Raw genomic sequence first — 15,252 nt, 5'->3', positions numbered from 1 at the left:
ATTATTTATTGTATTCCGTTTGATCTATCAATTGATAGCTAGCAAAATCTTTTTGTAATTGTATTTTACTACTGGCTGTTTTTGTAATGAAATATGCCAATTCCTTTTTTTCTATTTCCTTATTGAAATTATATGATAAATCAATATGAAGTCTTCCGTAATCCTGCTCTATATCTGACGATTCTTTTCCTTGAAATGGAATGAGGTTTGAGAAAAACAGGACTTGTTTAGTAATACTGTAATCGTTCTTATTTATATACAATAGTACTTTACCATAAGGGAGTTCTGAAAACGTATTTTGTGATACTACTAGTTCGCATACCCATTGATTACCTTCTTCTAATATTTGTGATTTATCATAATACTTCATGTAGGCACTAAGATCAACAGGATAGTTTTGCATTTCACTGGTATCTAAATCGTTATAAATAACTCTTTTTTGATTGTTATCTACTATTAATTGTGCTTGTGGAAAACGGTATACTAATGTTCCTAAAATGCTATTTTTATTATACTTACCATTCTTTTCCATGGTACCTGTATAAGATTCTGTTACTTTATTTCCTGTAATTCCTCTGTACATGGTAAAAGTCATATCTACATGATATTGATTCTTTTTTATGTAAAAATTCGAGACTTTATTTAATAACTCTTTTACACTTGGTTTTTGGGCTTCTGTATTTTGTACAAGTCCCAATAAAAGGATACTTTGTAACAGATATATAGCTACTTTTTTCATTATCATCTGCTATTGATTTAATTTGGAGTTTCCTGAGCGTGTTTCTTGTATGGTATACACTCCGCGTTCTGTTTCTTTCTTTACTCTTACTAAACCGCCTTCTGTATCGTATTCATAGAAGGTTGCATAGTTGTTTTCGTCTAATTCTGCTTGAAGTCTTTGCGTTACAGGATCATATACAAACGATTTTATATTACTGTTAAACGGATGCATACGAACATCATCAAAATAGGCATTGAGACCATCTCCCTTGTTTTTAAGCGTTACTTTCATGTAAGCGGCATCATTTGGTATTGTAAAGCTTGTTGAGATACGCTGCCAACCATCAATTATGGCTCCTTTAGGTATAAATTCAGGAGTGCCTATTGTCATATCGTTTCCATCAATATCTTTATAGGATAACTCGATAACGCCATTTACATATTCCATGACTTCATAATCTGGATTTTCAGAATAATCGAATAATTGAATGGTTCCCTCAATTCCCGATGTATTAACCGCATCACTTAATAAATTAGTTCCAGAAAACCTTAAACGGGTATTACTAGACACTTCTGTAAACAATTCTTCATTGCCTTTACCACTAATTTCAAAATCTGAAAAGATCTGAAACATGCCATTTTCTACCTTCACATCTTTAAATGTTAGTGTTAAAAAATTGTAATTAAATAGTGGGTATTTATAAATTGAATTACGCATACGTCCACGCCTTCTATACTGAATATAAGGGGTATTGTATTCGAATTTGAAAGTCTTATCTGGGTCTAAAGAAAATGAGAACCCAATAGTTTTAAGAATACCTTGAAAATCTTGTTTTTCAAATTTGAAATTATAAACCGTTACCTTATTGCCTGTAAAATTTTTAATATATGGTAATAACACATCAGAATTTAAATCTTCTTCGAAAAAAGATTCCACCACAAAAGTTTCTGGTATTTCTTTCTTTTTTAAAATTTCATCTGACATTTTTTGTAATATTCTGGTAAATGCTTCTTTAGCATCGGTATCAGTATTAAAATCTTTTGTCCCAGCTGGTTCGGCTACCAATTCTTCTTCTCTTACCCAACCACTAATCACATATTCTGCTCCTGGCTGGGGTACAAATTTTATACAGGTTATTAGTTCGGGCTCTTCCACGTCTCCAATACTTACTGTTACTGCCAATACTTCTAGTGCTGGACATAAGCCCTCACCTATTCTAGTATAATATGTTTCTCCTGGTTGTGCCTCATAATTATAGTAAGCAGTCCCACCTTGAGGGGTATCAAACCATAGAATACCACTGTCTAAACCAAAAAATGTTGTTAAAACGTCTAGTGTAGAATTTTCAGGGAGTGTTATATCTCGTTCATGAATTGTGGCTTCTATACCCACATTTATAACAGATACCTTAACTGGTAAACGTTCTTCTCCATAGCTAGTTCCATTGGTTTGAACGGCATAATATGTTGTTCCGTTCACCAAAGCATCTGTTGTATTGTAAAGTGTTCCTCCTGTTTCCGAAGAGTACCAGTCTACTGTATAATCTGTATCTGTAACATTTATTACTAAATCATTTACAGTAGGGTTATCTGAGCTACAAAACTCTTGAAACACATCTCCTATAGGGCTAGGAATACCTATGGATACACTCACTTCTAAACGGCATAAATTTTTTCCTTGCGCAGCAAAGTATTTTGTATTATTTACCAAAGGAGTTGTACTAAGTAGTGGTGTTATACTTGTATATGAAGGATACCAAATAATATCTGTTCCTTGTACTTGTAAATCTGCAATGGTTGGATTGGAGTTAAGCTCAAAAGATTGAGTTTGTAGTCCTTCTGGCGCTCCTAAATTAAAGATTACTTCTACAGGAACTCTATTTCCTGAACCGTTATCTGCCCAAATAAGATATGAGGACGACTCCCCTGCAAAAATTTCTATTTCTGTTAATTTTTCATTGTCAAAATAGCGATCTCCTCCAATTCGTTTGCTATACCAAGTAACACTTCCTCCTTCTGGAGCTACCAAATCTGCAATGGTTGGCTCATTAGCTTCATCTGTACTGCAAAAAGTCTGTGTATTAATATCGGCACACTCAGTTGTAAATGGGTTTGCTGGTTTTGGATATATACGAATACCGTCTATTAAAGCATATACTTCATATATATTTGTTGGGGCTGATGAAGACGATCCTACTGTAAATGTCAATTGTTCGGAGGTAGCCGCGGCCGTAAATTCTATTTTTTGCCTTTCCCAAGTCGTAACACCTAAATTTGGATACATAGACTTACTATTCTTTGTTGTCCCTCCAAAAGTAACTTCCCAGAATGTCTGTGCTTCTTCCAAAAACTCTATATCTAGTAAATCTGTAGCGTTAGATTGGTAAAAATCAACAATATAAGTGGTTTCATTTATTAAACCTGATACCGTTGTAGTAAAAGACTCTGCTAGATCATTATCCCGTAATGCTCCAACGCATATCCCCCCATTTGGAGACTCACTCTCAATACTCGTTAAATAAGGGTCTTCATCGTTACTATATGGTAGTATAAAAGCATCTGGTGTTCCTGTAGCTATCAACCAACCCGTATCATCTAAATTTCCGTTTCTCCCATTGTTAATTGCTGTGGTTGCTCCTTCAAAACTGCCCATAGTTCCTAAAACGTCAATGCAATTGGCTGGTGGAAAACAGGGCGTATCGTTAGAAAGAATGTTTATACTTTGCTCTACATTTATTTCGTTTTGCCATTTTACCACCAAAGTATTAGCACCAGATTCCGTGTTTGTAGCTAATAGATTATTACCAGGATATGCCGTATATGTACCTGTTTGAGACGTGCCAAGGATTTCCCAACTAACCTCTATTTCTACAGCATTAGGATTCGTTATTTGCCACTGTCTGTTGATAGCAGGGTTTATTGAACATTCACCTATCGCAGAAAGATCTTGTATCGGTACAAGCTCTCTTAAATATATGGTATGACGTGTCAATTCCAAATTCGCAATAGTACTATTGGTTGCTATAAAATAATAGGAGCCAACATGTACTAAAGGGTCAAAGCTTGGTATAGTATAACTACTAGATGTGGCACCAGGTATGGCAACATTATCTTTATACCACACATAACTATTATTAGGACTGGACAACGCTGTTGTTCCTAATGTAACCGGATCTCCTGCTAATACATAAATGGTTTCTACTGTATCTACCTTAGCTTGTGGATCATATGTAAACACATCTAATTGTGTGCTGTAATCTGGATATTCTGCTTCGAAATCACTAAATACAAAACGATTATTTTCAATTTTAACTTCTGTATTCGGTACCGAAAAATTCGGTATTAATAAAGGAATATCTCCACCAAAGCTATTATTATCTAATCGTACACTACGTAATACTGGAATACCAGTAATAGTAGTAGGAATGCTTCCTGAAAAATTATTATTAGATAGCCAAAATTCTTGCAATAGCGTTAAATTACCTATGGCACTATTTATGGTTCCAGAAAGTTTATTGTCTTGTAATTTTACAGCTTCTAATTTTAGAAGTGAATACAATGGTGCTGGTATACTACCTGTTAATTTATTACCATTTAAATCCAGAGATATTAATTCCTGTAGACTTCCTATAGTACTTGGAATGGATTCTGTAAATCTATTGGCTCCAAGATTTAAGGTTTGTAATGCAACAAGGTTTCCTAAACTTGCTGGTATTTCTCCTACTAAGACATTATTACTTAAATTTAACGTTTCAAGATTTACTAGATTACCTAGAATGGTGGGAACCTCTCCAATAATATTGTTTTCACTTAAATCTAACGTTTTTAAGTCTATTAAGTTTTCTATAAAGGTTGGAATCTCCCCTCTTACATTATTATTTGGCAATTGAATCCCTACTACTTTAGACGCCGCATCTACGGTTACGCCATACCAATCACAGACAGAAGAGGCAGGATCGTTTACCAACCATGGTTGGTTTGCATTTATGGTATTGGTCCAACTATCTCCATTAGTGGCATTATAAAAATCTATCAACGTTTGACGGTCTGCTGCTGAAACGTCGCAAGATCCTGGGACACCTACATTTAAAGTAATATCATTACGGGTTAATGTTAATCCTGTAACGATACTATTAGTTGCTACGACATGATATACACCAGCATCTGTTAACGCTAATGTGTTTATGGTATACTCTTTACTAGTAGCACCAGTAATTGCTACGCCATCTTTATACCATTGGTAGCTATTATTAGGGCTACTTAAACTGGTAGTGAATGTATAACTATCACCTTCTAAAACTGTTGGTGTTTCTATTTGGTCTACTTTGGCTTGGGGACTATAAATATATGTTGTTAAGTTTGTTGTGTAAGTATTGTGTTCGTTTTCGAAATCACTAAATACAAAGGCATTTGTATTAAATCTAAAATAAATTAAAGAACTAATGTTACTTAATGACGTAGGAATATTAGCTTCAAGTTGATTATTCTCTAAAGCCAATTGCTGAAGATTAGATAAATTTCCTAGTTCAGGAGGTATAGATCCTGATAATTGATTATTAAATAAATATAACCGTCTAAGGTTAGATAAACTTCCTAGTTCAGGAGGTATAAATCCTGATAACTGATTAAAAGCTAAATCTAATACTGTAAAATTGGATAATTCTCCAAGTTCAAGAGGTATAATTCCTGTTAATTGATTACTAGATAAATTCAATTGTTGAAGGTTAGATAAATTGCCTATTTCAGATGGAATCAACCCTGTTAATTGATTTTCAAATAGATATAAAGTAACCAACGATGATAAATTACCGAGTTCTGGCGGAATCGATCCTGTTAATTGATTTTTGTATAAAAATAAAGTAACCAATGATGATAAATTACCAAGCTCTGGTGGGATTGATCCTGTTAATTGATTTTCATGTAATGATAAAGCAACTAAAGATGATAAGTTACCAAGCTCTGGTGGAATAGCCCCTGTCAATTCATTTTTATATAGATATAAAACATTTAAATTTATCAAGTCGCCTAAAGTAGTTGGAAGGTTTCCTGTTAATTGATTGTTATGTAGATACAAAGTAACTAATGATGATAAATTACCAAGCTCTAAGTTAATCGCCCCTACCAACTGGTTGTTTTGAAGTTTTAATTCAGTAACCTTCCCATCAGTTACAGTCACCCCATACCAATCACAAACAGGCACATTAATATCCCAAGGTTTGTCATTGGCTAAAGTATTAGTCCAATTTGCACCATCTGTAGCATTATAAAGTGCCATTAAAGCGTCACGCTCAGCGACAGATACCCCACAAGTATCACCTGCAGGCAATACTTCTAGTTTTATAAAATGGCGAACAAGCGTTAGCCCAGTAATGACGCTATTTGTAGCCTCAAAATAATAAGCGCCGGCATCTGCACTCGTTACATTTGTAAGCGTTAAATCTTTAGTAGTTGCTCCTGCAATTGGTAATCCGCTTTTATACCATTGGTAGCTATTATTTGCGCTTGTTAATGCTGTAGTTGTTAATGTAATACTCCCTGTTTCTGCTACTGTCTGGGTAATTTCCGTGTCCGTTTTTGCCTGTAAGTTGTAGGTAAAACTGGTGCCCATTTTCGCATAGTAGGTTGAAAATTCAGACTCAATATCGCTAAAAACAAAACTATTATTCTCAATAGCAAACCCCTCCAAACCAACAATAGCAGCTATGGACGCTGGTACATTTCCTTGCAGACTATTATTATTTATTTTAAGAGTTCGTAAAGCTGGGAGATTAGCAAAAACATCTGGTAGTGTTCCTATTAAAGCATTTGCTGCAAGGTTAATTTCTACAACCTCATTATTTTCTACGACTACGCCGTACCAATCACATACCAAAGCATTCGCATCATTTACCAACCATGGTTGGTTTCCTCCCAAAGTATTAGTCCAATTTGCACCGCCTAATGTGTTGTATAAATCTATTAATGCTTGTCGCTCTGTTGCTGCGACGGTACAGGTTTGTTCTACATTGAGTGTTATTGGATTACGCTCTAAAGTTAAACCTGTTATAACACTATTTGTTGCTGTAAAATGATATACTCCAGAATCAGTTTCCGCTGCATTATTTATAGTATATTCTCTTTCGGTTGCACCATCTATCGCTATCCCATCTTTAAACCATTGGTAGTTATTATTAAGACTAGATAATTGTGTGGTTAGCGTAATAGGATTATTAGTCGTTACTGTTTTTGTTTCTTCTGTATCTGTTTTTGCTTGAGGGATAAATGTATACTCTACATTTAAATTTGCTACATAAGAAGGATGTCTGGACTCAAAGTTTGAAAAAATGAATTTGTTGTTTTCAAAAACAAATGCTTCTAAATTAGAACCAGTTGATACGTTAATAGGTATTGTACCAGAAAAGTTATTGTTGCTCAATCCTAAAAATTCTAAATTATATAAGCGTGCTATTTCATAAGGGATTTGGCCTTCTAACTGGTTATTTCTTAAGTCTAAACGGACCAAACTCTGCATTAATTCTAACTGACTTGGTATAGCTCCAATCAATTGATTGTTAGATAAGTTCAACTCAGTGACCTTTGTCAGGTTACAAAATGAAATTGGTATTTGGCTGTCTAAATTATTGTTACTTAGATCCATTTTAACAAGGTTAGATAAACTCCCTAAAGTTGGAGGTAACTCGCCTGTTAATTGATTGTTTGGTAACAATAAAGTTTCTAACTCTAAAAGAGTTCCTAAAGAAGGAGGGATTATACCGGTTATATTATTACCGCCTAAGTCTAAAGTTTTAAGATTTGACAAACCACCAATATTGTCTGGTATAGTTCCTATAAGATTATTAGTGGGCAAGTTTAAAGCGGTTACTTTACCATCTATAACCGTAACTCCAAACCAGTCACAAACAAGGGTATTAATATCCCAGGGTTTATTATTAGCCAGAGTATTGACCCAATTTGAGCCATTGGTACTAGCATACAAATCTAACAACACTTGTTTTTCTGCTTCTGAAACCCCACAAGTGTCCGCAGTTACAGCAAGGGTAATGGTATTTCGCTCTAAAGTAAGTCCCGTAACAATACTATTAGTCGCTAATACATGATATACACCAGCATCGGTTTGAGCTACTGAGTTTATTGTATAATCTTTACTGGTGGCTCCAGTTATAGCCACACCGTCTTTATACCACTGGTAGCTGTTGTTTGCACTACTTAGACTAGTTGTAAATGTGTAGCTTGTGCCTAATATGGCTGTAGGTGTTTCAACTTGATCTACTTTGGCTTGGGGGTTGTAGATATATGTTGTTAAGTTAGCAGTATAAGTATTGTGTTCGTTTTCGAAATTGCTAAAGGTAAATTTGTTAGAAAAAAATTGAAGGCCTGTTAAAGTTGTTATATTACTAATACCTGAAGGAATATTACCAGATAATTGATTTGAATTAAAAAATAGCTGTTGAAGATTTGTTAGATTCTCCAATTCAACAGGAATACTTCCTGATAATTGATTTGAGATTAAATATAAACTTATAAGATTTGTTAGATTTCCAAGTTCTACAGGAATGCTTCCTGATAATTGATTACTATTCAAGAATAAACCTTTAAGATTTGTTAGATTCCCAAGTTCAACAGGGATACTACCTGATAATTGATTTCTATCTAAATATAGTTGTTGAAGATTTGCTAAATTCCCTAATTCAATAGGAATATTTCCGGATAATTGATTATTTGATAAATATAAATAAGTAAGACTGGTTAAACTACCAATTTCAATTGGTATTAATCCCGTTAATTGATTATTGCTTAAATTTAAATATGAAAGGTTAGATGAATTACCTAATTGTGGTGGTGGTATTGAACCTGATAATTGATTATTACTTAAATTTAAAAATGTTAGATTAGATAAACTACCTAGTTCTGGAGGTATAGTCCCTGTTAATTGATTACTACCTAGATTTAAAGTAAGCAAACCAGATAATGTGCTAATATCTATAAGGATAGCCCCTGATAATTGATTATTACTAAGGTTTAAACCAGTAACATGCCCATTAGTAACCGTAACCCCATACCAATCGCAAACATCGACTGTAGTATTCCAATTTGTATTATTAGTCCAATTAGCACCATCGGTAGCATTATACAAGGCTACTAAAGCATCTCTTTCACTTGTAGGAACTGGAACAGGACATTGTCCGAAACTTTTAAGTACACCTATTAGAAATAGTACTAAAAAATATGTTTTATAGAATTTAATCTTCATAATATTTGTATTTTAAAATTTTCCTTCAAATAATGGGGTTGCTCCTGGCTCAGTACCCGAACCTGGTGTTTTATACCCAACAACATGAATTCTTACTTTTGGGCTAGAAAAAATAGATCTGTTTGTCTTTTTATGAAATAAAGCAAAATCTATTATGGTATTATTGCCCGCAGATCTATGCTTCTTTTTAACCCATCTCACCCCCATTTCTAAGGTAATATTTGCTCTCCCAGAGGCATCTAATTGAATAGAATACTCTTTTGTTTGAGTCTCGAAGATATCACCCCCATTAAACGATGCTCTCCAACCAATCCGTCCCGAATTAACATTTACAATTTTCGCTCTAACAACATCATTTGGTTTTCCTTGTATGGTAAACCTTGCTTGTTTTCTCCATGCTCTAAGTTGTTTTGTTACTACTACGTTTACAATTTTAGGTACCGCATCATCATCGCACACATCTCCTACGCCATCTTCATCGTAATCGAATTGGGCTGGATTTGGTGTGTATTTACAATTGTCTCTTATATCTGGTATGTTATCATTATCTGCATCTAAATCTGGAGGGAATTCTCCTAATAATTGTCGCTCAATATATACTTCATCCCCCTTTCGTAGTACTAAACTATTTTGACCTGTATGTGCACGATCACTAGAAATAATAGCATCGTCAAGCGCATTATTATCTATGGTTTCTTTAAAATTGAAGTGACCATTAAGAGCATTTACAAACTCATAATCCTCAAAATTATCTACGCCCATATCTTGGTATTTACTATTAGAAGCTACAGCGGTAGGCAAGGTATAATTATACCCGTATTGTGCTGCTGAATACCGATTTAAGGCATCCATATTTTCTAATTCTGCTCCATAAGGGCTGTATTGTGTTACTTCGCTGGCAAATGTCCATTTATTTGTATCTAATTGAGCATCTACAGTTTGTTCCCATCTAAATACATCGGGTGAATCTTCTACTAAATTGTAATAAGGTATAAAATCCTTAAAATAGCCTTCTTTTCGCGTATTTACTTTTGGAGTACTTCCGTTAACAACCTCTGTGCGTTCTGTTAGGTATGCATACGATTTTTTTGCACGCCATTCTCCTTTAGCATTATAGAGAAAAGGGTTAAAATCATAATTTTCTATAGGTGTGCCTGCTAAATCTTCGGAAGAATTCACACTTCTAGGTAAAAAAGGCAATCCGTTCTCACATTGACAATTCCAGAAATCATCATATTTAACAGCACTTGCATTTACAATACGTAAATTAGTAGCTGTAGGACCTGTTGCCGATTGCTCAAATGAACTATTACTTAATCTTGTTAAATAATTGCCGGTACTATCTTTAATAGGGTTCTTCATTAAAGTTATAGAAGCCATATTTGCCATTTGCTGGTTTCGATACCCAGAACGTATCACTTTAAAATCTATAGTGCCTTGTAAATCTAAGTCATTGCCCATATTACTCTTAGCATCCATAAGTTTAATACCCGCAGAACTTACTTCTACAACCCAGAGTTTTTTATAACTATTATCAGACTGTACTAAAAGCTCATCTCCCGGGTATAGATAATCTTGTTTGGTTGTGCCTTCAATTTTAAAAACAGTTCCTGTTTTGGTTAATTTACCTGTAATACCAATATTTTTAGAGGCCTGTCCCATACCTTCATAAGACCAATATGCTGGGAAATTGAAATTGTAATACTCATCGTTATATTCGTTAATAGTTCTGGTAAGTAATACTTGTCCGGTTTCGGCGTCCCAAGCTTCATTTATAGTAGATACTCTGGAACCTAAATCTGTAGCGACCTTCTCTTTTAATTGCGCTGTAGTATGTATTACTTTAGTTGTAATCGTAGAATGTGCTATATTTTCTATTTTAGTACGAGATGGTGGGGCTAAAGGTATAATAACAGGAAAGACACCAATAAACATTAAAACTACATTCCCCTTATATCCTGTTGTTTTAGATTCCGAATAACTTTCTCTAAAATCTGTTACTACATCATAATCTACCCCAATCTGTCTATCAGTATTAATGCTCCCATCTCTATTTATAGTAATTACTTTGTTATCTAAAACACCCTCATTATCTGCACTGGTAGCATACTTATACTCTACCATAGATATGGGTTTATCCGTATTTTCTGCAAACACCTTTTGCATTCGCATTTTGCCATTCATATCATTGGTATGTACTACAAAGCCTTGCGATAACGTAAACTCATTTTTAACTTCAACTGGAGCTCCTAATAAGCCTTTAACTATATTTTGTAAAAACTGACCTTCGTTCGTTGCAAAATTACCAGGGCTATCTATATCTGTATAATCTACTATAGTTGGAAAATCTTTAGAGGTAAAGTGTTCAGTCACAACTTTACCTGTTGCATGCTTGCTGATGTCATTTCTTTGCAAATTACTTACTGTTACCCTACTATAGGTTACAACAGCAGATGGAAAAAACTGCTCGCCAAAAGGTTTCTCGACATAGCTTACTTCCTTAGGAGCTATAAGACGTTCTCCTATATTATAAAAAGGCTCTACAAAAGGATTTTCTTTACTCATATTGGGTTCATAAGTGGCTACACCACTAGAACTACCATCGGCCAAAGTATAATCATAAGTCTGACCATATTCTTTATCATAACGTCCATCTTGAGGAACACCTACCATTTTGTCCCATTGGTCTTTCATAACCAATTTTTTGATTCTAGTACCACCACCCAATTTATATTTTTTAGGTGTTGACAAGCGAATCCATGATTTTTCAGGAATAAAACGTTGCGCACATAAATATTCATTACTTCTCAATTTTTTATTAGGTCCTGAAAAAATATCTTTAATGGCTCCAAAGCTGCTTATAATATTTTGTGCGATATCTTGAATATTCTGAGTTTCAGCATCTGGTGTTAAACCATATACCCAACCATTTAAATGTTTTCTGCCAAAATACCAACCTGCCTTAGATATGGGGTTTACTTGTTTATTGTCCCCAAAAGCACCACCTTCAACATCGGTAGTTTTCATAGGTATGGCTGCATAAATTGGCCCCGTTCCATTCGGTTGAAAAACATTTACTTCTTCGTCCATTTCAAAATAACCTGTTACATAATCGAAATCTTTACTAGACGCAGATTGTGCACCATCTTTGGTCATATTCATTAAAAACCTAAAGTACATGGGCTTATCTTCTATACCTTTTAAATATTTTGCCTTAAAATCAATATTGACACTTGACTCATCAGGTAATTTTACGTACAAATATTTTGCATCATTATTCCCGCTAAACTTATACAACTTGTTATTTCCTTCTGCTTCTGGGTTTGGTACACTTCCATTGTTACCATTAGCGCTACCAGCTCCAACAACTTTAAACATTTGCATGGTGTTCCTATTCTGTACATATTGGTAATCATCACTTTCATAGGTGAGTTCTATACGTCCTCCAGAAGGTAAATTTACTGAGGTAAGCGACCACGCAGAAGCATATAAATCTTGAGTTGCTCTATCTTCTTGTTGAACAAAAGGAAATTCGGGTGTTGTAATTTCATCTCCAGTGTTACATCCTCCATCTGTATTGGGCTTGTAGTTCCCCCAAACATCATAAGATTTTAAATTATAATCAGGATTAAAACCCTCATAATTAAAAATATACGGGGTATATTTCCCCATCTGTGAGCCCCTGTATGTAAAAAATACTTTTTTTAAAGTTAGTTTTCCCCCTTCGTTACTTAACTCATGAGGTAATTCTGATGTTTCACCAAAATTATTCTCTACGCCTATACATTGTGAATAGTCATACACAAAATGAGCCGTTTTAATAGCTGTTATTGGTAAATCGTTTTCAGAATCATCGTCTAGAATTTTAGCAGCAATAGCTTCTGGCTTAGAATACAAACGAATCTTCTCAATTTTATACATAGAAGCCTCATCTTCAGTTCCGGTACTATGTCTTTTTTTTGCCCCTTTTGCATCCTTTCTTGGAGATAAATCAAAAAGTGCTACGTGTGTTTTAGTTTCAATTTTACGTATGTATTTGATTTCTTTTTCGCCATAAACATAACTGCCTTTTTGGTCGTTAGGATGTGTATTAAGCCCTGGATTGTATGATGCCTCATCAGATTTATAAGGAACTCGCCAATTGTAGCCCTTTGTTTCCTCTGGGATATAATACTCAAAATTGGTATAGGATCCTAAATCATCATCTGAAGGTCCATCGCCTTCTAAATCTTCATAATCTGAAGATAATACTGTAGACAGCAAATAAGTATGTGCGTAAGCTGGAGTTATTACATTGTTATAAAAATGATCTATGCCACTTTTATTATTTTCAGAATCTTCTCCTGATGGTCCTGCATTATATTTTACAATACCTGTTGCACAATTAAAGTCATTACTATCCGTAGTGAATGTAACTTCTTGTTTATTGGTATTGTATGCTGTTTCTCCAAAAACATAGGTAGATCCATCTCCTTTTAATACGCGTATTTCTGCTGTATGGTGCGATTTAGCACTATCATTAATTCTATTATTATAATAATCTGTATTAGGGTATAATGATCTTAATTCTGAAACACTGAATTTTTGAACGGTTTGGTTACGAACCTCACGCTTTTTACGTTTATACTTACCTGTAATTGGAGGAAGTGCTCCATTACTTACTGTTTCTGGATAATATGGAAACCCATTATTATCGTATTTTTTTATTCTAAATTGATTCTCCGCTTGTTTATTAAAACTTTTTTTACTGCCTCCAATTTCCAATGCTACAGGTGCATAGCCTCCTAAATCTTCAAATAATTGTTGGTCTTTATCTACTCTGGGCTCACCTATATATTTAAAATATACAGGCTCATAATCTAAAGAATCGTCAGTACTTTTGGTATCTTCTCTTTTTTGTTTAAAATTATTTAAAGCTTTTGTATTCCATATCCCTGTTCTACTGTTAGAAGGTGCATCTGTAAAATTTACTCCTACATGGAAAGAAGAAGCTGCTTCTACCTCTAGACCTAATTGAAAACTATCACTTTCATCCTCTACTAATTCATCATTTATCTGACCTATTTGGCTCCTAAATGGCCGAAACATCCCAGCAATGCCTTGTCCATTTACAGAATACAAATCATAAGTATAATTTGTAGTAGGTAATGCTAAGGTACTTTTACTTATTAAACCATCTTTTTCCCTATTATAATCCAAAATGTCATCTGGTGTGGCATGTCCAGTAAATTCATAACCATATGCCTTTTCTGTTTTTATTGGATCTTTAATTTTTTGAACGGCTCCCATAGCTGAAATCTCTCCTTCAATATCAAAACCCCATACAGATGTACCTACCGATAGTGCTACTGTTCCTGCAATATCTTTAAAAGCAGCTCTTTTTCTAGGTGTAAGGGTGGTATTTTGAAAAGAAACAGAACCAAAACCACCTGCCATACCACTAGATGAATAAAGATTTTCTTTTGTCCCATTTCCTGTATCTCTTTCTCCAATTTTAAAAGATTGTGATATACTGCTTGACAAAGTAAAACTAGACAAGCCGCGATTAGAATTATAAGAAATTCCAGCATTTAAAGAACCATTAATAGCTCCGTCTCCTAAATCACCAAGTTTAACTTTTCCACTTACGCTGGGGGAAATTGTTGCTCCTTCTGTTGCAGAAGTTTCGACTTCCATACCCACAGTAACAGCATTGGCTAAATCAAAAGACAATCCATAAGATGGCGTGAAAGACATGCCACTATAGTTATTATATTTTAAATCTACCCCTATTGAAGCTGAAGCTTTGACAGCATCACCTGTTTCAAACCCCATAATTTGGACATCTAATCCAGCGTGAACTCCAACTGTAACATTATCTTTCATGTTATTTTCATACACCATTTCATCCCCCTTAAAATCATCTGGAATACCACGAACATTTCTGTTTATTTGTCCTACATTAAGGTTCCAACCTAAGCCTGTCCATGAGGCTTCTTGATCCATAGTAACACCAGAATCGTAAGCTAAGTTTAATGGATAGCCGCCTATATCCATAATAGGAATGTTATAGTTAAAATTTCCTGAAGCTAAGTTCACCATATCTGACGTGCCAATAGGCGTAAACGAATTAAACTCTGGTTGTGAAGGTCCACTGGTTAAAGCAAACAAGTTTGAAGGCTGTACCGTTGTGATAAGCAATTGTATAGCCAAATAACTGGCCATGACTTTTGAAAACTTACTGGTTTTAATGGAATGAATCATAGTGGCTTATTATATTTTTTATTATTACTAAAAAGAAT

General features: G+C 34.4%; 3 protein-coding genes. All 3 read right to left on the bottom strand.

Going from position 1 to position 15,252, the window contains the following annotated elements; all coding sequences use genetic code 11:
* Position 1 precedes the first annotated feature (1 nt).
* Genes EM932_RS17080 through EM932_RS17070 form a run of 3 tightly spaced genes read right to left on the bottom strand, consistent with a single transcriptional unit; the run spans position 2 to position 15,214 of the window.
* Positions 2–739, bottom strand: a complete 738-nt coding sequence (locus tag EM932_RS17080; protein ID WP_135878424.1) for a hypothetical protein — start codon at positions 737–739, stop codon at positions 2–4.
* Positions 740–748: 9 nt separating this feature from the next.
* Positions 749–8,971, bottom strand: coding sequence for a leucine-rich repeat domain-containing protein (locus EM932_RS17075; RefSeq protein ID WP_135878423.1), 8,223 nt, complete (start codon positions 8,969–8,971; stop codon positions 749–751).
* A 12-nt stretch (positions 8,972–8,983) separates the two neighbouring features.
* A complete protein-coding gene (locus EM932_RS17070) occupies positions 8,984–15,214 on the bottom strand; it encodes a thrombospondin type 3 repeat-containing protein (RefSeq protein ID WP_135878422.1) in 6,231 nt (2,076 codons plus the stop codon).
* Positions 15,215–15,252: the final 38 nt, after the last annotated feature.

Source organism: Flavivirga rizhaonensis, from assembly GCF_004791695.1.
GTDB classification, from domain to species: Bacteria; Bacteroidota; Bacteroidia; order Flavobacteriales; family Flavobacteriaceae; genus Flavivirga; species Flavivirga rizhaonensis.
This window is presented reverse-complemented; position numbering and strand designations above follow the sequence as displayed.